Raw genomic sequence first — 23,613 nt, 5'->3', positions numbered from 1 at the left:
GATGTCGGTGCTCGGCTCGCGCGTCGTGCCGGTGGTCTCGCGCGTGGAGATCTGCGCCTGGACGACGGTCGCGTCGTTGTCCAGGGCCACGCGGATGAGGCCGCGGTCGGGCGTGATGACCGGTACGCCGTCGAAGACCTGCCGGAACGTCACATGGGTCTCCAGGGACACCGGCTCCCCGAGTTCGGAGCCGTCCTTCGCCCCGGAGTTCTGCATCAGGTCGTGCACGCTGTCCACGACGAGCTCGGCGCCGTCGGCGTGCTGCTCGGCGAACGTGCGCGCCGCCTCGACCGCCTGATCCGTGGGCAGCTGCCGCAGGTTGCGGTGGTTGGCCTCGGCGAGCTTGACCCACCGGATGGCGTGCGGAGCCGTGGAGACGGTCCGGTCGCCGGAGGTGGCGCTGAGCACGCCCTGCCGCTCGACCTGCACCTCTTGCAGCGCCGCCGACGGGAAGTCGGCGATGCGGCCCATCCTGGTGAGCTCCTCGCCCGGGTCGCGCGGTGCGAGCTGCACGATCTGCGGGCTGCTCGGCGCCTGCGTCAGCGGCTCCCTGAGGCCGGCGCGCGCGTTGTACCAGCGCCACGCGTACCAGTTGTCCGGCACGTGCTCGCGATAGAGGGTGCGCTCGCCGTTGAGGCGGGCGTTGGCGTCGGCCTGGGTGGCGCCGACCGCGCAGACCGAGGGCGCCTGGCCCTTGTAGATGTCCCAGCTCGCGTTCAGCCACGCGTCGGTGAACGTCTGCCCCGCCCGCCACTTCTCCCAGAACTTCTTGCCGTAGTCCGGGCTGTCGATGCTGACGGTCTCGAACCCGAAGATCATGCGGAAGCCGATGTTGGGCCCGGCCCAGGTGCGGATCGGTGAGTGCCCGCCGAGGACCCGCAGCGAGGTGCAGGTGGACCAGAAGACGTAGTTCGCCTTCTCGTTGCCCAGCGCCATCCGGTTCGAGATCGCGTCGCTGCGGCCGTCCCAGACCGCGCCGAGCGGCGCGAAGAAGACGCCGTTGCCGTCCATGCCGCCGTGGCCCGAGTGGTAGACGGCGACCACCGCGTCCATGCCGTACCGGTCCTGCCAGTTGTCGTACGTCTCCTCGTACGCCCAGACCTGTGCCCCGCCGTCCGCGAACCAGAAATTGCGGTCGTAGAACTGCTGGAGGTACGCCAGCCACCCGGTGGCGTCGGCGTGCGTGTGGAAGAGCGAGGACTGGTTGACGAACTTCTGGATGCTGAAGGCACCCCACCAGCCGAACGTCGAGTCACGGTCACCGGCGGCTCCCGGTTTTGCCCCTTCTAGCGGGGACGGACCGCGGTCCGTGTAGTTCATGCGCATGGCCAAACCCCCTGAGTGATCTCCTCGTGGGTGCGAGGGGGCCTCAAAGTGTCACCGTGGACGCGCCTTGCACAGTTGCGATTTCGGCCATAGCGACCGTGCACCGGGACTGTCGTGGAGCCTCAGGCACCCCGGCTCTCCCTGCTGAGGAGCCTGCCGCGGATCTTCTGCAGGCGGGGCATCAGGACGTACACGACCGTGAGGACGACGGCCGCGCTGAGGAGCAGGGTCTGGACGACCATGGGCAGTTTCGTCAGCCAGGAATGGAAGAGCAGCTCCAGGACGGTGAGCGTCGGGAAGACCGAGAGCCAGATCATCAGGGCCATGTGGTGACGGGGCGGGGGAGCGGTCTGCATGAGGGTTCCTTCCGGGTATCCGGGAATCCGAGAATCCGAGAATGTCCAACCAACCGTTTGGAGATTGGTGCCGGAAAGCTAACACGGGCCGAGGCAATCTCCAAACAGTTGGTTGGGTATGCTGGCTCCATGGCCTGGGACACCGCACGCACCCGGCAGGCGCTGCTCGACGCCGCCGTGGACGAATTCGCCGAGCACGGATTCGACGGCGCCCGCATCGACCGCGTCGGGACGCGGGCGGGCGTCAACAAGGAGCGGATCTACCAGTACTTCGGCAACAAGGAGAAGCTCTTCGGGCACGTCCTCGAGGCCGAGCTCGACCGCATCGCCACCGCCATCCCGGTCACCGTCGAGCAGGCCGCCGACCTCGGTGACTACGCGGGCCGGCTGTACGACTACCACCGTTCCCGCCCCCAGTTCATCCGGCTGCTGCACTGGGAGGGCCTGCGCGACACCGGCGGCCCCGCCCTCAAGGAGCCCGAGCGCACCGCCACCTACGGGTCCAGGGTCGAGGCGCTCGCCCAGGCCCAGCGCGACGGCACCCTGGATCCGGATCTCGATCCGAAGGCGCTGTTCTACGCCGTACTGGCCCTTGGCGCCTGGTGGTTCAGCGTGCCCCAGGCGGTCCGGATGATCTTCGGCGGAGAACAGCGGCCACAGACGGAGCGGGACGCGCTGATCGGACTCGTGCGGCGTCTGGCGGGTCAGGGAGACCGCTGACCAGGATCCCCCGCGGCCCGTGCCCCCTTGGGCCGCCCGGCGGCCGTCTGCCGTTCACCGCCCGTGGGCCGGTCTACCGCGTGCGCCAAGTCAGGGTGTGATCGGATGGGTGCACGGAAGTTCCGGAACGCATCACGGAACCGCACTGAAGGGATCTACATCGTGGCTACCACGCGCTCCGCGCACACGGTCTGGGAAGGCAACCTGCTGGAGGGCTCCGGCACGGTCACCTTCGACTCGTCCGGGATCGGGGAGCAGGCCGTGTCCTGGCCGTCCCGCGCCGAGCAGGCCAACGGCAAGACCAGCCCGGAAGAGCTGATCGCCGCCGCGCACTCCAGCTGCTTCTCCATGGCCTTCTCCAACGGCCTCGACAAGGCGGGCACCCCGCCGACCCGCCTGGTGACGTCCGCCGACGTGACGTTCCAGCCGGGCACCGGCATCACCGGCATCCACCTCACCGTCGAGGGCACGGTGCCCGGCATGGACGAGGCCGCCTTCCTCGCGGCCGCCGAGGACGCCAAGGTCAACTGCCCGGTGAGCCAGGCGCTGAAGGCGACGCCGATCACGCTGACGGCGAAGCTGGCCTGACGTACGGCTTTCCGCCATTTTCCGACGGTGCCGCCGTCCCTCACGGGGCGGCGGCACCGTCATAGGCGGCATTGACAATGTGCCGCTCAAGTTTTGTGATGGAGGTCGAAGTACGCCGGGAAACGGGCTCGCGGTGGAAGGGGACTGGACATGGCACGTGCAGTCGGGATCGACCTCGGTACGACGAACTCGGTGGTGGCCGTCCTGGAGGGTGGTGATCCAACGGTCGTGGCCAACGCGGAGGGAGCGCGCACCACACCCTCGGTCATCGCCTTCGCGAAGAACGGCGACGTCCTCGTCGGAGAGGTCGCCAAGCGGCAGGCGGTCACGAATGTGGAGCGCACCGCACGCTCCGTCAAACGGCACATGGGCGACGGGAGTTGGCGCTTCCCGGAGGGCGGGTCCGTGGACGGGACCCGGTATACCGCGCAGGAACTCTCCGCCCGCGTCCTGCAGAAGCTCAAGCGTGACGCCGAGTCCTATCTGGGCGAGGACGTCACGGACGCGGTCGTCACCGTCCCCGCCTACTTCGACGACACGCAGCGCCAGGCCACCAAGGAGGCCGGCGAGATCGCGGGCCTGAAGGTGCTCCGCATCATCAACGAACCGACGGCCGCGGCTCTCGCGTACGGCCTGGACAAGGGCGACGACCAGACGGTCCTCGTCTTCGACCTCGGCGGCGGCACCTTCGACGTCTCGCTCCTGGAGATGGGTGACGGCGTCATCGAGGTGAAGGCCACCAACGGCGACACCCAACTGGGCGGCGACGACTGGGACCAGCGCATCGTCGAGTACCTGGTGCGCCAGTTCAAGAACAACCACGGAGTGGACCTCGGCAAGGACAAGATGGCGCTGCAACGGCTGCGGGAGGGCGCCGAGAAGGCGAAGATCGAGCTGTCGTCGTCGAGCGAGACGGACATCAACCTGCCGTACGTCACGGCGTCGGCGGACGGCCCGCTGCACCTGGCGGAGAAGCTGACCCGCGCTCAGTTCCAGGAGCTGACCGCGGACTTGCTGGAGCGCTGCCGCGGCCCCTTCCACCAGGCCGTGAAGGACGCGGGCGTCAAGCTGTCGGCCGTCGACCACGTGATTCTGGTGGGCGGTTCGACGCGGATGCCCGCGGTGACGGAGCTGGTCAAGGAACTCACCGGGAGCGAGCCGCACAAGGGAGTCAACCCGGACGAGGTGGTCGCGCTCGGCGCGGCGCTCCAGGCGGGTGTGATCAGGGGTGACGTGAAGGACGTCCTGCTCCTGGACGTGACGCCGCTGTCCCTCGGGATCGAGACCAAGGGCGGCATCATGACCAAGCTCATCGAACGCAACACGACCATTCCCACCCGGCGTTCGGAGACCTTCTCCACCGCCGAGGATAACCAGCCGTCCGTCGGGATCCAGGTCTTCCAGGGGGAGCGGGAGATCGCCGCGTACAACAAGAAGCTGGGCGTCTTCGACCTCACGGGCCTGCCCCCTGCCCCGCGCGGCGTCCCCAAGATCGAGGTCACCTTCGACATCGACGCCAACGGCATCATGCACGTCTCCGCCAAGGACGAGGCGACGGGGCGCGAGCAGCGCATGACGGTGACGGGCGGCTCCGCGCTACCCAAGGACGACATCAACCGCATGGTGCGGGAGGCCGAGGAGCACGCGGAGGAGGACCGCAAGCGGCGCGAGGCGGCCGAGACCCGCAACCAGGCGGAGCAGCTCGTCTACCAGACGGAGCGGTTCCTGCGGGACAACGAGGAGCGGATCCCCGCGGACACCAGGGCCGAAGTGGAGGCGGCGGCCACGGAGTTGAAGGGCCTCCTGAAGGACAGGGCCGACGACACGGCGGCGTTGCGCGTGGGCGCGGAGAAGCTGGCCACCGTGAGCCAGAAGATGGGCCAGGCCATGTACGCGAACTCTGGCGGGGACGCCCAGGAGCAGGGGGCCCCGGAGCCCTCGGCCGAGGAGGGCGTGGTCGACGCGGAGATCGTCGACGAGGAGAAGCCGGGAGAACAGGGGAAGGACAAGGGAGCCGAGGGCTAGCCCCCAGTCCAGCGGTGGGGTGGGTGATCAGGAACCCGTCTTCTCCCAGCCCCGCCGCTCCGGGCGCGGCCCGACCCGGCTCGGGTCCTTGCTCCGGTACACCACATACGGCCGGAACAGATACTGCACCGGCGCGCTGAACATGTGCACGAGCCGCGTGAACGGAATCAGCGCGAACAGCGCCATCCCGACCACCGCATGGATCTGATACAGGACCGGTACCCCCGCCATCAGGTCGGTGTCCGGCTGGAGGGTGAACAGGCTCCGGGACCAAGGGGCAATGGATTCACGGTAGTTGTAGCCGTCGCCCGAGGCGTGCGTCAGCTTGGCCACCATGCCGAGCACGATCGCCCCGAACAGCACGAGATACATCAGCTTGTCGTTGGCGGTCGTCGCCCGGAACACCGGAGCGTTCGTGCGCCGCCGGTAGAGCAGCAGCAGGATGCCGATGACCAGCAGGATCCCCGCCGCCGTGCCCCCGTACAGCGAGAGCAGGTGGTACGTGTGCTCCTTCACGCCCACCTTCTCCGTCCACGACTCCGGGATGAAGAGACCCACCAGATGCCCGACGAGGACGAACAGGATTCCGTAGTGGAACATCGGCGACGCGATGTTCAGGAGCTTCGACTCGTAGACCTGGGAGGAACGCGTCGTCCAGCCGAACTTGTCGTAGCGATAGCGCCAGAGGAGGCCCGCCACCAGGAGGACGACGGCCACGTACGGGATGACGCCCCACAGCAGCGTTCTCATCAGTGCTCCCCGATCAGTGCGAAGGGTTCAAGGCCGACGTCCTCCCGCGGTGGCCCCGACCGGGCGAGCGCCTGCGCCTCGGCCCGGTCCTTCGGCGAGGGCCCCGGCAGCGTCGCGCACACCGCGTCGAGCACGGGCGCGTAGGGCGTACCGAAGTCGGTGAGGGCGAGCCGCAGCAGTTCGAGGCCCGGCCGGTGCTCCTCCAGGAGGACCGGGCCCGCGTGCGCGGAGAACTCCAGGACCGCGGGCAGGAAGTCCGGCAGCTCCTCGCCGGTGAATTCCAGGCCGTGCTCGCGGTAGACCTCCTTGAAGCGGACCAGGGCCATCCCGCGCCGCCGCGTGTCACCGTCGCGCCACCAGCTCAGGTAGAGGCTGTGGCGGTTCTTGAAGTCGAAGACCTGGACGTAGTGCGCGGCGAGATCGGATGCGCTGGTCGCCGCCGCGTGCGAGAGGAAGCTGTTCAACTCCGGTGCCGCAGCCGTCAGTTGGGGCAGCAGCGCGCGGAACTCGTCGTCCGGGTAGGACAGGCAGTGCGCGGCTGCCCGGTAGAGCACGGCATGGTCGCTCACAGTGTGTCCTTCTCGGTGGCGGATGGCTGCTCGTCGGCGGTCTGCCGGTCCCGCAGGGCGTGGAAGTTCTCGATGGTCACCAGCGGCAGCTGCTTGCGGCCCGAGTCCTGGCCGAACGGGCCGTCCCCGCCCATCCCCGGACCGTCCTCGTAGTCGAGGCTGCACGAGTCAGGCAGCGCCGACTCCTCCAGGCGCTGTGCGTCACCGACCGCGGCGGTCGGGATGACGTAGCGGTCCTCGTACTTGGCGATGGCGAGCAGCCGGTACATCTCCTCGATCTCCTGCCCCGACATGCCCACGGCATCGGCGACCGAACTGTCGGGCCGGTCACCGAGGTTGATCGCCCGCATGTGCGCCCGCATCGCCGCCAGCTTTTCCAGCGAGGCCCGCACCGGCCCCACGTCACCGGCCGTGAAGATCTCAGCCAGGTATTCGAGGGGGATGCGCAGGGTGTCGATCGCGCCGAACAGGTTGTCCAGGTCCTCGCCGTCGTGCCCGGTCTCGCTCAGCGCGTCCACGACCGGGGACAGCGGCGGGATGTACCAGACCATCGGCATCGTCCGGTACTCCGGATGCAGCGGAAGCGCCACCTTGTACTTGCTGATCAGCGCGTGCACGGGGGAGCGGCGTGCCGCCTCCACCCAGTCGTGGCCGATCCCGGCCCGCTCGGCCTCGCGCCGCACCTCGGGGTCCTCCGGGTCGAGGAAGACCCCCAACTGCGCCTCGTACAGCGCCGTGTCGTCCTGCTGCGACGCCGCCTCCGTCACCTTGTCGGCGTCGTACAGGATCACGCCGAGGTAGCGAAGACGGCCCACGCACGTCTCCGAGCAGACGGTGGGCAGACCCACCTCCAGGCGCGGGTAGCACATCGTGCACTTCTCGGCCTTGCCGGTGCGGTGGTTGAAGTACACCTTCTTGTACGGGCAGCCCGTCACGCACTTGCGCCAGCCACGGCAGCTGTCCTGGTCGACGAGGACGATGCCGTCCTCCTCGCGCTTGTACATCGCCCCGGACGGGCAGGAGGCCACGCACGACGGGTTCAGGCAGTGCTCGCAGATCCGCGGCAGATAGAACATGAAGGTCTGCTCGAAGGCGAACTTCACCTTCTCCGCCGCCTTTTCGCGGGTCTTGGCGACCATCGGGTCTAGGTCGCCGTACTCCGTCGCGCCGCCCAGGTTGTCGTCCCAGTTCGACGACCACTCGATCTTCATGGGTTTGCCGCTGATCAGCGAGCGCGGTTCGGCGACCGGGTAGTCGTCGCCGAGGGGAGCGTCGGTGAGGTTCTTGTACTCGTACGTCCAGGGTTCGTAGTAGTCCTTGATCTCCGGCAGCTTGGGGTTGGAGAAGATCTCCAGGAGGGCCTTGATGCGGCCGCCGTTCTTGAGCTTCAGGGCGCCCTTCTTGTTCAGCTCCCAGCCGCCGCGCCACTTCTCCTGGTCCTCGTAGCGGCGCGGGTAGCCCTGGCCGGGACGGGTCTCGACGTTGTTGAACCAGACGTACTCCATGCCGTCGCGGTTGGTCCACGCCTGCTTGCAGGTGACCGAACAGGTGTGACAGCCGATGCACTTGTCGAGGTTCATCACCATGGCGATCTGTGCCATAACGCGCATCAGTACTGAACCTCCTGGCTGCGGCGGCGGATGACCGTCACCTCGTCGCGCTGGTTGCCCGTCGGGCCCAGATAGTTGAAGGCCCACGACAACTGGGCGTAGCCGCCGATGAGATGGGACGGCTTGAGGATGAGGCGGGTCAGGGAGTTGTGGATGCCGCCGCGCTTGCCGGTGGTCTCCGCCTTGGGGACGTTCACCGTGCGCTCCTGCGCGTGGTGCATGTAGACCGTGCCGGCCGGCATCCGGTGCGAGACGACCGCGCGCGCCACCACCACGCCGTTGCGGTTGACCGCCTCGATCCAGTCGTTGTCCTTCACGCCGATCGCGTCCGCGTCCTGCGGTGCCATCCAGACGCACTGGCCGCCCCGCGAGAGCGACAGCATGAAGAGGTTGTCCTGGTACTCGGAGTGGATGGACCACTTGTTGTGCGGGGTGAGATAGCGGACCGTCACCTCCTTCTCGCCGTCCGGGCCGAGCCGTGGCTCCCCGAAGAGGCGGTTCATGTCCAGGGGCGGCCGGTAGACGGGCATCGCCTCGCCCAGCTCGTGGATCCAGTCGTGGTCGAGGAAGAAGTGCTGGCGCCCGGTGAGCGTGTGCCACGGCTTGAGGTGCTCGGTGTTGAGCGTGAACGCCGTGTAGCGCCGCCCGCCGGACTCGCTGCCCGACCACTCGGGCGAGGTGATCACGGGGACGGGCGCCGCCTGTGTGTCGGCGTACGTGATGCGCTTGCCCTCGTGCTCGGCGGCCAGGTGCGCCATCTCCTGGCCCGTGCGCGCCTCCAGGGTGTGGAAGCCCTGCGTGGCGAGGCGGCCGTTGGTCGTGCCGGACAGGGCGAGGATGGTGTTGGCCGCCTTCACCGCCGTGTCCAGGGCGGGGCGTCCGTCGGCCGGTCCGCCGCGTACGACGCCGTTGCGCTCGCGCAGCTCGTCGACCTCCTGGTCGGGCCGCAGCGCGATGCCCTTCGCGGGCAGGCCCAGCTTCTCCGCCAGCGGGCCGAGCGCCGCGAACTTCGCGCCGATCGCGGTGTAGTCACGCTCGACCACCGTCAGGCCCGGCATGGTCTTGCCCGGGATCGCCTCGCACTCGCCCTTGCGCCAGTCGAGGACGACACCGCCGGGCTGCGCCGTCTCGCCGGGGGTGTCGTGCTGGAGCGCGGTGGCGACGACGTCCTTGCGCACGCCGAGATGGTCCACGGACAGCTCGCTGAGCCGGTCCGCGATGGCCTTGAACGTGTCGAAGTCGGTGCGGGCCTGCCAGGGCGGGTCGACGGCGGGGGTGAAGGAGTGGACGTAGGGGTGCATGTCCGTGGAGGAGAGGTCGTGCTTCTCGTACCAGGTCGCCGCGGGAAGCACCACGTCCGAGAGCAGCGTCGACGACGTCTGCCGGAAGTCCAGCGAGACGAGCAGGTCGAGCTTGCCCTCGGGGGCGTCGTCGTGCCACTTCACCGTCGACGGCCGTTCCTCGGGCGAAGCCTCATCGGCCCGCAACGAGGAGTGCGTGCCGAGCAGATGCTTGGTGAAGTACTCCGCGCCCTTGGCCGATGAGCCGAGCAGATTGGCGCGCCACAGGGTCAGGACGCGCGGCCAGTTCTCCGGCGCGTCCGGGTCCTCGCAGGCGAAGTTGAGGGTGCCCGCCTTGAGCTCGTCGACGACATTGGCGACGGGATCACCCGAAGCCCCCGAAGTGTCGCCCAGATCAAGGGAGTTGCGGTCGAACGTCGGGTACGAGGGCATCCAGCCGGTGCGCGCCGACACGGCCAGGCAGTCCGCGCCCGTCATCCCCGTGAACCGGCCCTCGCCGAGCGGCGACGCGAGCACGTCCGCCGCGAACTTGTCGTAGCGCCACTGATCGGTGTTCAGGAACCAGTACGCGGCCCCGATCATCTGCCGCGGCGGCCTGCTCCAGTCGTTGGCGCTTGCGAGCGTCGCCCAGCCCGTCGCGGGGCGGCACTTCTCCTGCCCCACGTAGTGCGCCCAGCCGCCGCCGTTGCGGCCCTGGCAGCCGGTCAGCTGGAGCAGCGCCAGGAAGGCGCGGTAGATCGTCTCGGAGTGGAACCAGTGGTTGGTCCCCGCCCCCATGAGGATCATGCAGCGCCCGCGTGACTGCTCGGCGGTCTTCGCGAACTCCCGCGCGATCTTCACCGCCTTCGCGGCCGGGACCGAGGTGTGCGCCTCCTGCCAGGCCGGGGTGCCGGGCGCGTCGGCATCCTCGTACGAAGCGGGCCACTCGCCCGGGAGCCCCTCGCGCCCGACGCCGTACTGCGCGAGCAGCAGGTCGAAGACCGTCGTGACGAGGGGGCCGTCCTGCCCGCCGAGCCGCGTGGCGGGCACACCGCGGCGGACGATCTCGCCGCGGCCCTGGCCGTGCGTGCCGCCCTCGGTGTCGAAGCGGGGGAGGAGCACCTCGACCCCGGCCGCGACGTCGGAGCCGTGCAGAGAGAGCTGCGGCTTGATGTTGCCCAGCTCCAGATTCCACTTGCCCTTGCCGGACTCGGTCCAGCGGAAGCCCAGCGAGCCGTTCGGGACGGCGGGCTGCCCGGTGTTCTCGTCCAGGACGGCCGTCTTCCAGTCGCCGCCCTCGCCGCTCTGGCCGAGGTCGGTGGCGCGCAGGAACTTCGACGGGACGAACGCGCCGTCGCGCTCGGTCAGCGTCACCAGGAAGGGCAGGTCGGTGAACTTGCGGACGTAGTCGGTGAAGAAGTCCGTCTGCCGGTCGACGAAGAACTCCTTGAGGATGACGTGGCCCATCGCGATGGCGAGGGCCCCGTCCGTGCCGGGGTGCGGGTGCAGCCACTCGTCGGCGAACTTGGCGTTGTCGGCGTAGTCGGGCGCGACGACCACGACCTTCTGGCCGCGGTAACGCGCCTCCGCCATCCAGTGCGCGTCCGGCGTCCGCGTCACCGGGACGTTCGAGCCCCACATCATCAGATACGCGGCGTCCCACCAGTCACCCGACTCCGGTACGTCGGTCTGGTCGCCGAAGACCTGCGGCGAGGCCACCGGCAGGTCCGCGTACCAGTCGTAGAACGACAGCATGGGCGCGCCGATCAGCGACATGAAGCGGGCGCCCGCCGCGTGCGACACCATCGACATCGCGGGGATGGGGGAGAAGCCCGCGACCCGGTCGGGGCCGTGCGTCTTGATCGTGTGGACGTGGGCCGCCGCGATGATCTCGACGGCCTCGTCCCAGGTCGCCCGCACCAATCCGCCCTTGCCGCGCGCCTGCTGGTACGTCCTGCGCCGCTCCGGGTCGCCCTGGATGTCCGCCCAGGCCAGGACCGGGTCCCCCAGCCGGGACTTCGCCTCGCGGTACATCTCCAGGAGCACGCCGCGCAGGTACGGGTAGCGCACGCGGGTCGGCGAGTACGTGTACCAGGAGAACGCGGCGCCGCGGGGGCAGCCGCGCGGCTCGTACTCGGGGCGGTCGGGGCCGACGGAGGGGTAGTCGGTCTGCTGGGTCTCCCAGGTGATGATGCCGTCCTTGACGTACACCTTCCAGCGGCAGGAGCCCGTGCAGTTCACGCCGTGCGTCGAGTTCACGACCTTGTCGTGGCTCCACCGGTCCCGGTAGAAGGCGTCCGCGTCCCGGCCGCCGACGAGTCCGATGCTGTGCAGGTCGGGGGCGGCGGTTCCGCGCCGGAAGAACTTGCCCGCACGCAGCAGGGCGGCGCCGGGCTCGGTCGTCTCTGTCACCGTTGAGCTCCCTAAGTCTGCCTTTCAACGAACCTAGGTGCGCGGTGGCAGGGGCACACGGCGGCGACCGCCGTACGGGTTGCGGGGGAGCCCGGGGGCATCGTGCTTACCTCTGAGGTAATCGACCCGCGCGTGAGGGCCCGGCAGGGTGGTCGTACCGGATCCGGTCCGGCGCACTCCGGCCCGGATCCGGCTCCCTTTCCCTTTCGCTGCTGGAGGCCGGTTTCTCATGTCGACGTACTCTGCGCACCCGCTCACCGCACTGGCCCGCACGAATGACCCGAAGACGATGCTGCGCCGCTTCCTCGGCATCGACGCGGTCGTGACCACCGGGAACGGGCTCGCGTACGCCGCCGCTTCGGGCCCGCTCGGGCGCTTCCTCGGCGTCGACGCGGGCCTCCTGCTCGGCCTCGGCGTCTTTCTTGTGCTCTACGGCGTGGGAGTCGGCTACCTCGCGTCGCGCAAGAGCCCGCCCACGCTCGCCGTCCGGGGTGTGATCGAGGCGAACACGGTCTGGGCGGTGCTCAGTGTCGTCGCCCTGGTCGCCTGGCTTTCGCCCAGCACGGCGGGCGCGGTGTGGATCCCGCTCCAGGCCGTGACCGTCGGCGGCTTCGCCGCACTGCAGTACGTGGCGCTGCGGGCCTCGCGGAGCTAGGACCGGGCGTCGAAGCGGCTGCGGGCGGCCTCGATCTCGGCGAGGTACCGGTGCGTCCAGGCGCACATGCCGTCGACCGTGGCGAGCAGCCCCTCGCCCGCCTCGGTCAGGCGGTACTCGACGCGCGGCGGCACGGTGGCGTACACCGTCCGGTGCACGACGCCGTCGCGCTCCAGGCCGCGCAGGGTCTGGGTGAGCATCTTGTGGCTGATGCCGTCCACCGCGGTCCGCACCTCGGTGAAGCGCAGCGTCCGGTCGGCCAGGGCGTTGATGATCAGCAGCGCCCACTTGTTGGCCACGCCGGAGAAGATCTCGCGGGCCAGTGAGTCGGCGCGGGTCAGGTCCGCGTCGTCGGGATGGCCGACGGTCTGTCCGGTCCCCATGAGGTTCCCTTTCACGAGCTGCTAGGACGCCGATGACTGGAGGTACTTGACCGTCGCCGGGTCGGCAGGGAGCAGCGTCTCGATGGCCAGCTCGGCGACCGTCACGTCCATGGGGGTGTTGAAGGTCGAGATCGACGAGACGAAGGAGAGCAGGTGCCCGTCGTGCTCGATGCGCAGGGGCAGCGCGAAGTAGGGCACGCCGCTCCGCGGCCCGTCGGCCTCGAAGACGTCGACACCGGGATCCGCCACCGGATACGCCGCCACCTCCTCGTACACCGCACGCAGCCCGTCGGACCGCTGCAGCGCGATCTGCCGCTCCATCTGGTGCAGCAGATGCCCCCGCCACTCGCGCAGATTGCGGATCTTGGGCGCGAGCCCCTCCGGGTGGAGCGTGAGCCGCATGGCGTTCAGGGGCGGCCGCAGGAGGTGCTCGGGGACGCCGTCGAGGATCATCGCGATGCCTCGGTTCGCGGCGATCACGTCGTACGTCGCGTCGACGACCAGGGCGGGGTAGGGCTCGTAGCCGCGCAGGAGCTGTTCGAGGCCCTCCCGCAGGGCGCCCATGGAGGGGTCGTCCAGCGGGGTCTCCCGGAAGCGGGGCGCGTAACCGGCCGCCAGGAGCAGCGAGTTGCGCTCCCGCACGGGTACGTCGAGGTGCTCGGCGAGGCGCAGCACGATCTCCTCGCTCGGGCGTGACCTGCCGGTCTCGATGAAGCTGATGTGCCGCGCCGAGGAGTCGGCGCGCAGGGCCAGTTCCAGCTGGCTCACCTTGCGCCGCTCGCGCCAGCCGCGCAGGAGCGGGCCGATGCCGGTACTTTCCTTGGTGGACACGGCAGTTGTCATACCCAGACAGTAATCGAAGGCGTTCGCGATTCGCCGGGGCCGCGGTGCGGGCTCCGTGCCACGGCTCCGCGCCACGGCCACCCGGCCGGTGGCCTGATCAGGGCCTTGCGGGCGGCGCTGTGGCAGGCTGAGGGATATACGTACATACGTACGCTGTAAGCATGCTGTACGCACGGGAAGGGACGCGGCCATGTCAGTCGAACCGTTGTCACAGAAGGACGTCGAGGAGCGGCTCGCCGAGCTGCCCGGCTGGGCGCTCGACGACGGCCGGATCACCCGCTCCTTCCGGCTCGGCTCGCACTTCGCGGCGACCGCGATGGTCGTCCACATCGCGCAGATCCAGGAGGAACTCGGCCATCACTCCGAGCTGACGCTCGGCTACAACACCGTCTCCCTGTCCGTGAACACGCACAGCGCGGGCGGCGCTCTCACCGCGCTCGACTTCGAACTGGCCGGCAGGGTCGAGGAGCTGGCGGTCGGGCACGGGGCGGTCTGAGCGCCGATGCTGGACTACAGCAGGGAAGCCGACCGCTATGACGCCTCGCGCGGCGGCGAGCCCCGCGCCGACGCCGCTGCCGCCGCGGTCCTCGGCCTGCTGCCGCCGGGCACCCGCAGTCTCCTGGACGTCGCCTGCGGCACGGGCCTGGTCACCCGGCGCCTCGCGGGTGCGGGCCTTCGGGTGACCGGGGTGGACTCGGCGCACAACATGGCGCGCATGGCGTCGGGGCGGCTGCCGGGCGCGGTCGTGCTGGGCGACAGCCGCCAACTGCCCTTCCCGGACGCCTCGTTCGACGCGGTGTGCGCGGTGTGGCTGCTGCATCTGCTGTCCGGTGCCGAGGAGGCTGCGACGGTGGTCGCCGAGTGCGTGCGGGTGCTGCGGCCCGGCGGCGTGTTCGTCACGACCGTCGACAAGGCCGCCGCGCACGACGTGGGCAGCGACATCGACGCGGTGCTCGCCCCGCGCACGCTGCGTCCCGCGGTCGAGCGCGCCCAGGCGGTCGAGGCGTACGTGGCCGCGCGGGGCCTGACACCGGCAGGCGGGGCCGGGTTCCGCGGCCACGGCCAGGGCCGCACACCCCGCTCCACGGTCGATGACCTCCACCGGGGATGGTTCACCAGGATCCCGCCCGAAGGACCACTGGCCGCACGGCTCGCGGCGGGGCTCGCGGAACTGCCCGACCAGGAAGTACCGCGCCCCGACCCGCGGTTCACGCTCATGTCGTTCCGGAGGCCGCCCGCGCCCACCGGGTGAACCGCATCGTCCAGTTGGCCATCGCGAGGAGTTGGCGTCGACGGTGGCCGCACGGTGGCCGCGCCGCACGCCCGGTATCTCCGCCCCGTCCCCTCATTTGCCGAAACCGCAAGTCGGCTGGCCAAGGCGCCGACCGGGACGCAGGCTGGGAACCGCTCCCAGGGTCCGCTCGACGGCCCACCCACAAGCGCACCGAAGGCGGCGGCAGAGACGATGGCTCACGACCACGAGCACGACGAGCACGATCACGAGCACGGGCACACCCACGGCCACCACCACGATGACATCGACTGGGCCACGATGGGCCCGATGCTGGAGCGGAACGCGAAGCTCGCCGCCCCGCAGAACCGCGAGATCGCCGCGTGGCTGCGCGAGTGGCAGCCGGAGCCGACGCTGATCGCGGACGTGGGCAGCGGCTCGGGCAGCATCTCCTTCCTCCTCGCCGAGATCTTCCCCAAGGCCGAGGTGATCGCGGTGGACCCGGCGGAGCCGCTCCTTGAGCGCGCTCGGGAGCGGGCCGCCCGGGAGGGCCTGACGGACCGGGTCAGCACGCTTCAGGCAGAACTCCCGGAGGGAATCGGCGAGTTGCCGCACGCCGATCTCCTCTGGATCGGCCGCGCCCTGCACCACGTGGGCGACCAGGAGGCGGCCTTGGCCGCCCTCGCCGACCGCCTGTCGCCCGGCGGCGCCATCGCGCTCCTGGAGGGCGGCCTGGCCCCCCGCAGCCTGCCCCGCGACATCGGCTTCGGCCGGCCGGGCCTCCAGACCCGCTGCGACCTGGCGGACGAGAAGTGGTTCACGCAGATGCGCGCGGAGCTGCCGGGCGCGAAGACGGTCACGGAGGACTGGCCCACGCTCCTCACCGAAGCGGGCTTGCGCCACGCCGGCACCCGCTCGTTCCTCCTCGACCTGCCCGCCCCGCTGTCCGAGGACGCCCGCGCCCACCTGATCTCCGAGCTGTCCCGCCGCCGCGAGATGCACGAGGACACGCTCGACGCCGACGACCTGACCACAGTCGACCGCCTCCTGGACGCGAATGACCCGAAGAGCCTGCACCACCGGCCCGACGTGTTCCTGCTTTCGGTGCAGACGGTGCATGTGGGGGTCAGGGCCTGAGCCGCATCACGGCGACGGGCCGGGCGAGCACGCCGACGCTCTGACGTATCGGCCCAACACTGACCACCCGAAGGGCGGTTGACGTTACCTTTTACGCGACGTCGATCGGACTGCGGAGGGGAGTCGGGCTTTGAGCGAGCTGATGCGATGGGAGTCCGACGAAGGCCCCGTCGTCGTGGAAGTGGACTCCAGGGACCCGGGCTTCAGGTCGGTGTCGCGCCGGAGTGACGGCAGCGAGATCCATGATGTCGAGGGGCACTTCGGGGCGGCGCTGAGCAATGTGCGGGGTGCCGCGATGTCCGCGCTCCGGACCTTCCGTGACCAGGCGCTCGACCCCGACGGGATCGAGCTGGAATTCGGGGTGAAGCTGAGCGCCGTCGCGGGTGCCGTCATCGCCAAGACCGCCGCCGAGGGCCACTTGACCGTCAAGCTGACCTGGTCCCGGCGCGACGAGCCGGGTGAGCGATGACGGTGCGAGGCGGATAATGCGAGGCATGCACTGGCGTGCTCGCATCGGCACGGTCGACGGTGTCCCCCGAGGAGCAGGTGTACTGGTCGACGGTACGCGCCTGATCACCTGCGCCCATGTCGTCGAGGGACTCGCGGAGGTCGGCGTCACGCTGCCGGGCGTCACCGACGCGCTGCCCGCGAAGGTGGCATGGTCCGGCGAATGGCGGCGCCTCGGGGACCGCGGCGACATAGCGGTGCTCGAGCTCGCCCACGCGCTGCGGGTGGCGCCCTGCGCGTTCGCCCCGCTCGACATGCTCCGCCCGCAGCCGGGACGCGCCGCCCATGAACTGCGCGCGCTGGGCTTCCCGTTCGGCCACGAGCAGGACGGCACCCACGTCACGCTGACCACCAGTGCGGACCGGCTCCTCGGCCAGGAGTGGCTGGAGGTCGATGTCGGACAGGCCCACCTGCGGCGTCTGGACGAGGGGTTCAGCGGCGCGGCGGTCTACGACCCGGAGTCCGGCAAGGTCGTCGGCATGGTCACCGACGCCGTGCTCGGCGGCGAGCAGGAGGGGTACATCGGGCGGATGCTGCCCATCGACACCATCCGACGCCACTGGGAGGACCTGGACGACTTCCTGCCCCTTGACTGGCTGCCGGGCGATCCGCGCCGTGAACTGCGCGCCCTGTTCGAGGGGGCGCGCCTCGATCCGGACGGCCTTGAGCTGCTCGTGCGGCGCGCCTTCCCCACCTTCCGCCGCCCGCTGCCGGCCTTCCGGTCGATCTGGCACGCCATCAGGTACGTCGGTGAGGAACTGACCGGCGAGGAGCGGCTGTTGCGGCTGCTGCGCGAGCTCGGGACGCGGCTGCCGGAGGTGGATGTCGGCGCGTGGCTGCGACGCTGGATGCCCGAGCACCACGACGACGAGACGCATGACGGGAAGGCCGCGCGGCGGCCCGCCGTGTCCGTCGGCTCGGTCATGTTCCGCGCGGAATCGATGACCCGTGGCGCCGGTCTCGACCTCACCGTGTGCACGGTGATCGACGGCGTGCCGGTCGGCTCGTCGGGCCCCGTCAGGATCCGCCCACGTCAACTGCGCACGAAGGTCGAGGCGATGCTCGCCGAACAGATCGGCAGGGTGCACGAATGCGACTGGATGCTGGAGTTCGTGGTGCCGGAGCGGCTGATGAGCGAACCCTTCGAGGAGTGGCAGATCCACGAGCCGGGGGCGGCGCGCCCCCGCCCCATGCGCACAGTGCCCGTGGTGGTCCGGCACATGGACCGCCTCAAGCCGCTCACCGTCTCCCGCCTGACCCGCAGGCGCTGGGAGACGGTGCGGGCCCGCGGCGAGACCCGGCCCCGGCGCGTGGCGTGCGGACTGCCGTACAGCTACGACGAGTTCCACGACTGGCTGGACGCGGACGACGACGTGTGCGCCCTCGCGTACGCCGCGACCCCCATGGGGGACTGGCTCTCGGCAGCCCTGGACACCGGTGTGCCGATCATGTTGTGGAGACGGCACGAATGCGGCGAGGGCGGCCACGCGCACTGCGCCCCGGAGAAGTTCCTCGACCGGCTCACGGAAGCGGTGGCGATGCTGGACCCCGACCGGTTGCCGTTCGAGGTCATGAGGCTGCGCAAGGAGGCCCGCTCCCCGGACAAGGGGGACGCCGAGCACTGCGGGCACCGGTTGACGCTCTTCTGGGACGACCCGGAGCGCAAGCCGGACCCACCGCTGGCGATGGGAACACGGGGAGAACAGTGAGCACACAAGGCGTGAGGAGAGCAGTGAGCACCGGTAGCGCGGCAAGCACGGGTAGCGCGGGCAGCACGGGGAGCGTGAAGCGTGCCTGACATCGCCGAGACGTCCAACTGGCGCATCTACTCCGGGAGCCGGGTCCCGCACGACGGCATCGACCGCCTCCCGGCCCCGCCCCCATGGCGCACCTTCTCCGGCGGCCCGGCCCTGCGTACCCCGCCCGGCGACTCCGGCAACCCGCACGCGGCCGTCAGCTACCGCCCCGGCGAGGACGCGATCCGCCAGGTCAACGCCGCCCTCTATCTGCGCAGGCCGCTCCTGGTGACAGGTGCGCCCGGCACCGGCAAGTCCTCCCTCGCCTACGCGGTGGCCCATGAACTCGGCCTTGGAAAGGTCCTGCACTGGCCGATCACCAGCCGAGTCACGCTCCGTGACGGACTGTACGAGTACGACCCGCTCACGCGGCTGTACGCCGCCGAGCGCGCCCGCCACGACGACGGGAACGGCTCCGGGGGCGACGACATCGGGGACTATCTGCGCCTCGGACCCCTCGGTACGGCGCTGCTCCCGTACGAGCGCCCTCGCGTCCTGCTCATCGACGAGATCGACAAGAGCGACATCGATCTCCCCAACGACCTCCTCACCATCTTCGAGAAGGGGGCGTACGAGATCGTCGAGCTGGCCCGTCGTGCGGCGCCGACGGCCAGGGTGATGACGGCCGACAGCACGACCGACCGCGTGCAGATCCGCGACGGCACGGTCAGTTGCCGCGCCTTCCCGCTCGTCGTCATGACGAGCAACGGCGAGCGCGAATTCCCGCCGGCCTTTCTGCGACGCTGTGTGACCGTGGATCTGAAGCAGCCCGCGAGCGTGGCCGAGCTGACGGCGATCGTCCGCGAGCACCTCGGGCCGGTGGTCGAGGGCGAGGCGGGTGAGCTGCCCGCGGGTGCGCGGGACATCATCGACCGTTTCTTCGAGCGGCGCAGCGGTGGGCTGCTCGCGAACGACCAGCTCCTCAACGCCATCTACATGTGCCATCACGCTTCGTTCAGCGAACCTCCCGAAACGGTGCGGAAGTTGGCGGACCAGGTGATGCCCTTCCTGAGCAGCGAGGCGACGCGCTCCGATGGAGACTGAGCGTCTGCGGAGACTGCGGGGCCTGCTCGACACCCTGGGCCCGCACGTCACTCCCCTGGAGCTCGCGGAGATGCTCTGGCTTGCGGAGCGACTGCCTCAGGGCGAGCCAGGGGGAGCGCGGGGCGGCGAGGGCGGCCAGGAGGTGGGGCGCGGCCGGGGCGACGGGGTGGGCGTCGGCCCGTCGGAGAGCAGGGGCGGTGCGGTCGCGGGCAGCGAGCTTCCCTCGGGCGCCGCGGGGGCCGTCGGCGACCGGACCGGCGCGCCGGATGGTGCGCCCGGCACCGGCGCAGGCGGCAGTGATTCACACCGAGCCGCCCTGCATCTCCCGCGCGGTCTTCCGCAGCCCGGCAGCGACGCCGAGGATGTCCTGGTCCCGGCTCCACAGGCCCTGCGCCACGAACTGGAGATCCAGCGGGCCCTGCGGCCGCTCAAACGGCGTGTCCCCGACCGGCGCCGCCGCATCCTGGACGAGGAGGCGACGGCCGCGCGCGCCGCACTCCATGCCGGCCTGCGCCCCTGGGCCCCGGTCATGGTCCCCGCCACCGACCGCCTCCTGAGCCTGGCCCTCGTAGTCGACACGGGCCCGGCGATGGAGGTGTGGCGCCCGCTCGCCCGTGAACTGCGCGAGGCGATGCAGCGCACCGGCGCGTTCCGGGACGTGCGGCTCTGGCACCTGGCCGACCTCGGTCCGGACATCCGCGTCCGCTCCTCGCCCGGAGGGCCCGCGATGGCCCCGGCGGCCATGGTGGACCCGACGGGCCGTCAGGTGACCCTGGTGCTCAGCGACTGCTCGGGCCCGCACTGGTGGGGCGGGCGCACGGCCTGCGCCCTGCATCTGTGGGCCAGGCGTGGCCCCACGGCCGTCCTGCAGCCCCTCCCCGAACGTCTCTGGCGCCGGACAGCGGCCCCCGCGATCCCCGGCAGGGCGATCGCATCCCGGGCGGGTGCCCCCAACACCGCGCTGCGTTTCACCCCGCACGACGGCCGGGCGGGGCTCCCCGCACCGGACGCGGTCCCCGTGCCCGTCCTGGAGCTGGCTCCCGAGTGGCTGGCCGACTGGGCGGGCCTGGTGACCGCGTCCGGCGATCACCACCGGGACACGGCGGTGACGTATGTGAGCGCGTCACAGCCACCGCACGGCCAACCCCTCGTGGCTGAGGGGGACTTGACGATCACCGAACGGATTCTGCGCTTTCAGGCAGCCGCCTCGCCCACGGCGGTGGACCTGGCGGCGCATGTCGCTCTGTCGGTGCCCGCACTGCCGGTGATGCGACTGATCCAGCAGCGGGTCACGCCGGGCTCGCGTTCCAGCGACCTCGCCGAGGTTCTCCTCAGCGGCCTCCTGGAGCCGGTCGATCCGGAGCGGGGCCTGTACGACTTCGTGCCGGGTGCGAGAAGCGCCCTCCTGGAAACCCTGCCCCGCCCCGAGTCGCTTGCGGTCGCCGAGCTGCTGAACCGGATCGGCGCGGAGATCGAGACCAGGGCCGGCTCGACGACCCGCGCCTTCAGGGCGGTCGTGCCGGTGGCGGAGGGGACGGGGGGCCGAGCACTCGGGGACGCGGGCCAGCCGTTCGCGCTGGTGAGCGAGGAGGCGTTGGGTCTGCTCCGGGGGCGGGCGATCCGGGTGGCGGAGCGGCCGGCGGGGGAGGAGAGCGCTGTCAGCGGGTCCGGACCGGATCCGTACGACACCGATGTCGGGTCCTCCCCGTTCCGTTCGCCGTCCCCGCTCGGCGGCTTCGACCCGCCCGCAACCGTCTCGAGCCCGCCGGGTCTGACGAATGTGGCGGCGTGGGGGCAGTTCGTCGGCAGAAGAGCTGAGCTCGAGCGCCTGGACCTGGAACTGTTCACCTGGCGACAAGCGTCCGCGGCGCCCGGCAGGGTCGTCCTCCACGGGGTGGCGGGCGTGGGCAAGACGTGCCTGGTGGCGGAGTGGGCGGCGGGGGTGGCCCGGGCCGACTCCAGAGGGCCGGTGTGGTGGGTGAACGCGGAGTCGCCCGCTTCGATCGTCAAGGGCCTCTCCGGCCTGACCCGCGCACTGCAGCCCTCGGTCCCGGACTTCCTGGCGAGGGAAGGGCGTTGGGAATGGGCGCTCCAGTGGCTCACCTCGCACAAGGGCTGGGTCCTCGTCTTCGACGGAGTGCAGAACCCCGAGGACGTACGCGTACTCCTGTCCCGCCTGGGCACGAACGGGAATGTCCTGATCACCAGCCGCCTGGCCACCGGCTGGGAGGGGATCGCCACACCCATGGAGCTCGACGTTCCCGAACTGGCCGAAGCCGTCGCGCTGTTCAACCGGCGCGCGGACGGGGAGCCGGCGGAGGTGGAGCTCTTGTGTGAAGCCCTCGACCGGCTTCCACTTCTGTTGGCGATGGCATCCGCACACATCGCCTCGACAGGCGTCCCCGTCGATGAGTACCGCGCCATGATCGAGGCGGGAGAGTACCGGCCGCAGGACGCGGAGGACGACTCTGCGCCGGTCAGTATCGGCGACACCTTCAGGGAGCGTCTGCGAGCCGTCAGCAATCCGACGGCGAGGCGGATCTTGCAGGTCCTGGCTTGGTACGGCTCCGCACCCGTCCCCGTGGACCTGCTGACCGGAGCGCAGTTCCCGGGGCCACAAGTCTCCGATGCGTTGAAGCTTCTGAAGAACTCCGGTCTGGTCGAGACCCAGGCGGCCGGGACGGTCAGTGTGCATCGCCTGATCGCTTCCCTCGCGCGCTCCTGGGACACCGGCGAGCAGGGGGGCGCGAGCAGGGAGCAGGAGGTCCGGGCGTCCCGGGGGACGGCGGCGCGTTGCCTCGAGGCAGGGGTTCCCGTTGACGCGGACGACCCGGCCGGCTGGCACCGCTGGCGCGCTCTCCTCCCGCACATCGAGGCGTTCGCGGCCCATTCCCGGCCCGAGGACGACGACGCGGTCTTCGGGGCTCTGCTGGCGGAGACCGCACGTTTCCTCATGGCCCAGGGCCAGGTGGAACAGGCTCTGGATTTCCTGCGCAGAGCGTCGGAGTCCTTGCAGCGCATCTTGGGAGCGGAGGATCCCCGAGCGCGTCGCGCCACGATGTCGCTCGCCGTCGCCCATGTGTCGGCGGGTGAGCCCGAGCGGGCGCTGGCGCGGTTCAGGGATGTACGGGCGGCGATGGACAGGGCGGGCAGGGCCGAGGACGACCCCGAGAGGCTCGCGCTGCGAGCGGAACTCGCCGGCGCGTACCTGGCGACGGGAGCGACGAGGCGGGCGATCAGGGAGTTGGAGGCGGCCCGCTCCCTCGCGGTCCGGGGGCCGGGCGAGGACCATCCGGCGACGGTTCCGTTGCTGGCGCGGCTCGCGGGTGCGTACCTGGCGGACGAGGCGTGGGACCGTGCGGTGGCCACATATCAGGAGGCGCTGACCGCCTGCCGGCGGGTATGGGGCGACCTGTCCCCGGACACACTCGCCGTGCGCGCGGAGCTGGCTCTCGCGTTCGACGCGGTGGGCGACACGACGCGAGCGGTGGGGGAGCTCAAGGAGGCGGTGGCCGGTTTCCGGGAAGTCCTGGGCGAGGGACATCCGCGTACGCTCACGGCTCTGTCGACCCTGGCCGGGGTGTACGAGCGCGAGGGTGTGCTGGGCCAGGCCATAGAGATGTACGAGGAGGCTCTGGCGCACAGTGCCGAAGCTCTGGGCGGGGAGCATCCGCAAACACTGCGCCTGAAGGACCGACTGGCCCGCGCCTGCGTGCTCGACGAGAACTTGGAGCGCGCCATTCCGCTGTACGAGGAAGCTCTCTCCACCCGGGGTGAGATCTTGGGCCACGAGCACCCGGAGACTCTTCGGTCGGCCGCTTCGCTCGCCGAGGCCTACCGACGCGGTGGGATCAGGGAAAAGGCGATCGCTCTGTACGAACGGACGCTGGCCAAACGGATCAGTGTCCTGGGGGAGGCGCATGTCGAGACCCGCAGGGCGTACAGCGATCTGGCCGAAGCGCTCCTGGAAGTCGGAGAAGTGCGGCGCGCGATCACCCTGTTGGAAACGAGCCTGGACGAACGCATGACCAGTCTGGGCGACGTGCATCCGGGAACCCTGCGCACGCGCCAGCAGCTCGCGGAGGCCTACCAACGGGCCGGAGAGCCGGAAGCGGCGATCGTGCTGCAGCAAGCGGCACTTGCCCACCTGAAGAGCTCACTGGGAGAGGATCACCTCCGCACGCACGAGGCCAGATCACATCTCGCGCACGCACTCGCCGCGGACGGCGACAGGGAGGGCGCCATCGTCCAACTGAGCCGGGCCGCCGACGGCTTCGCCCGCGAGCTCGGCGAGGACGCCGCGGAAACGGCCGCCGCTCGCGAGACCCTGGCCCAGTGGCAGGAGCTCCGCTCCTGAACACCGGACCAGGGCCTCGGACGA

Annotated in this window: 19 protein-coding genes; 11 read left to right on the top strand and 8 right to left on the bottom strand. The window is 70.4% G+C overall.

The genetic code is table 11. The features are described 5' to 3' along the window. Together ABD378_RS37090 and ABD378_RS37085 are read right to left on the bottom strand one after the other, a co-directional pair. A partial coding sequence (locus ABD378_RS37090; RefSeq protein WP_344528542.1) for a DUF6345 domain-containing protein occupies window positions 1-1,326 on the bottom strand: 1,326 nt, incomplete at its 3' end. A 122-nt stretch (window positions 1,327-1,448) separates the two neighbouring features. Further along, window positions 1,449-1,682: a putative antibiotic biosynthesis monooxygenase gene (locus ABD378_RS37085; protein WP_344528540.1), complete on the bottom strand. Its 234-nt coding sequence runs from the start codon at window positions 1,680-1,682 to the stop codon at window positions 1,449-1,451. 129 nt (window positions 1,683-1,811) lie between these two features. Here ABD378_RS37085 and ABD378_RS37080 point away from each other — a divergent pair, with 129 nt between their 5' ends. The 3 genes from ABD378_RS37080 (at window position 1,812) to dnaK (ending at window position 5,015) form a co-directional block, all read left to right on the top strand. Continuing rightward, a complete protein-coding gene (locus tag ABD378_RS37080) occupies window positions 1,812-2,402 on the top strand; it encodes a TetR/AcrR family transcriptional regulator (protein ID WP_344528538.1) in 591 nt (196 codons plus the stop codon). A gap of 162 nt (window positions 2,403-2,564) precedes the next feature. Next, window positions 2,565-2,990, top strand: a complete 426-nt coding sequence (locus ABD378_RS37075; protein ID WP_344528536.1) for an OsmC family peroxiredoxin — start codon at window positions 2,565-2,567, stop codon at window positions 2,988-2,990. 150 nt (window positions 2,991-3,140) lie between these two features. Then, entirely contained in the window at window positions 3,141-5,015 is a 1,875-nt protein-coding gene (gene dnaK, locus ABD378_RS37070) for a molecular chaperone DnaK (protein WP_344528534.1), read from the top strand. Window positions 5,016-5,042: 27 nt separating this feature from the next. On the opposite strand, the gene narI is transcribed toward dnaK, so the two are convergent. Genes narI through ABD378_RS37050 form a run of 4 tightly spaced genes read right to left on the bottom strand, consistent with a single transcriptional unit; the run spans window position 5,043 to window position 11,636 of the window. Beyond that, window positions 5,043-5,765, bottom strand: a complete 723-nt coding sequence (gene narI / locus ABD378_RS37065; protein WP_344528532.1) for a respiratory nitrate reductase subunit gamma — start codon at window positions 5,763-5,765, stop codon at window positions 5,043-5,045. Continuing rightward, window positions 5,765-6,334, bottom strand: a complete 570-nt coding sequence (narJ, locus tag ABD378_RS37060; protein WP_344528530.1) for a nitrate reductase molybdenum cofactor assembly chaperone — start codon at window positions 6,332-6,334, stop codon at window positions 5,765-5,767. Before narJ ends, narI begins: the two co-directional genes overlap by 1 nt. Next, the gene (gene narH, locus ABD378_RS37055; RefSeq protein ID WP_344528528.1) at window positions 6,331-7,944 is read right to left on the bottom strand and encodes a nitrate reductase subunit beta; all 1,614 of its coding nucleotides are present in this window, start codon (window positions 7,942-7,944) and stop codon (window positions 6,331-6,333) included. Before narH ends, narJ begins: the two co-directional genes overlap by 4 nt. After that, window positions 7,944-11,636, bottom strand: coding sequence for a nitrate reductase subunit alpha (locus ABD378_RS37050; protein ID WP_344528526.1), 3,693 nt, complete (start codon window positions 11,634-11,636; stop codon window positions 7,944-7,946). Before ABD378_RS37050 ends, narH begins: the two co-directional genes overlap by 1 nt. A gap of 229 nt (window positions 11,637-11,865) precedes the next feature. Between ABD378_RS37050 and ABD378_RS37045 the strand changes: the two genes are divergently transcribed. Further along, window positions 11,866-12,291 (top strand): hypothetical protein, encoded by a 426-nt coding sequence (locus ABD378_RS37045; protein WP_344528524.1) that lies wholly within the window; start codon window positions 11,866-11,868, stop codon window positions 12,289-12,291. On the opposite strand, the gene ABD378_RS37040 is transcribed toward ABD378_RS37045, so the two are convergent. Together ABD378_RS37040 and ABD378_RS37035 are read right to left on the bottom strand one after the other, a co-directional pair. Continuing rightward, entirely contained in the window at window positions 12,288-12,674 is a 387-nt protein-coding gene (locus ABD378_RS37040) for a winged helix-turn-helix transcriptional regulator (protein WP_344528522.1), read from the bottom strand. The genes ABD378_RS37045 and ABD378_RS37040 overlap by 4 nt on opposite strands. A gap of 21 nt (window positions 12,675-12,695) precedes the next feature. After that, complete coding sequence (locus tag ABD378_RS37035; RefSeq protein WP_344528520.1) at window positions 12,696-13,517, bottom strand: helix-turn-helix domain-containing protein; 822 nt, start codon at window positions 13,515-13,517, stop codon at window positions 12,696-12,698. Between the two features lie 190 nt (window positions 13,518-13,707). Between ABD378_RS37035 and ABD378_RS37030 the strand changes: the two genes are divergently transcribed. From ABD378_RS37030 to ABD378_RS37000, 7 genes are all read left to right on the top strand, one after another. Next, window positions 13,708-14,013, top strand: coding sequence for a 4a-hydroxytetrahydrobiopterin dehydratase (locus ABD378_RS37030; RefSeq protein ID WP_344528518.1), 306 nt, complete (start codon window positions 13,708-13,710; stop codon window positions 14,011-14,013). Between the two features lie 6 nt (window positions 14,014-14,019). Further along, a complete protein-coding gene (locus tag ABD378_RS37025; protein WP_344528515.1) occupies window positions 14,020-14,769 on the top strand; it encodes a class I SAM-dependent methyltransferase in 750 nt (249 codons plus the stop codon). A 213-nt stretch (window positions 14,770-14,982) separates the two neighbouring features. Continuing rightward, window positions 14,983-15,885, top strand: coding sequence for a class I SAM-dependent methyltransferase (locus ABD378_RS37020; RefSeq protein ID WP_344528513.1), 903 nt, complete (start codon window positions 14,983-14,985; stop codon window positions 15,883-15,885). A 130-nt stretch (window positions 15,886-16,015) separates the two neighbouring features. Beyond that, a complete protein-coding gene (locus tag ABD378_RS37015) occupies window positions 16,016-16,354 on the top strand; it encodes a CU044_2847 family protein (RefSeq protein WP_344528511.1) in 339 nt (112 codons plus the stop codon). A 25-nt stretch (window positions 16,355-16,379) separates the two neighbouring features. After that, window positions 16,380-18,101, top strand: coding sequence for a VMAP-C domain-containing protein (locus ABD378_RS37010; RefSeq protein ID WP_344528509.1), 1,722 nt, complete (start codon window positions 16,380-16,382; stop codon window positions 18,099-18,101). A gap of 81 nt (window positions 18,102-18,182) precedes the next feature. After that, window positions 18,183-19,232 carry an AAA family ATPase gene (locus ABD378_RS37005; protein ID WP_344528507.1) on the top strand — a complete coding sequence of 350 codons (1,050 nt, stop codon included), beginning with the start codon at window positions 18,183-18,185 and terminating at the stop codon, window positions 19,230-19,232. Next, window positions 19,222-23,589, top strand: coding sequence for an SAV_2336 N-terminal domain-related protein (locus tag ABD378_RS37000; RefSeq protein ID WP_344528505.1), 4,368 nt, complete (start codon window positions 19,222-19,224; stop codon window positions 23,587-23,589). The genes ABD378_RS37005 and ABD378_RS37000 overlap by 11 nt, the downstream gene beginning before the upstream one ends. The last annotated feature ends 24 nt before the right edge of the window (window positions 23,590-23,613 follow it).

Source organism: Streptomyces rectiviolaceus (assembly GCF_039533825.1).
Lineage (GTDB): Bacteria > Actinomycetota > Actinomycetes > Streptomycetales > Streptomycetaceae > Streptomyces > Streptomyces rectiviolaceus.
This window is presented reverse-complemented; position numbering and strand designations above follow the sequence as displayed.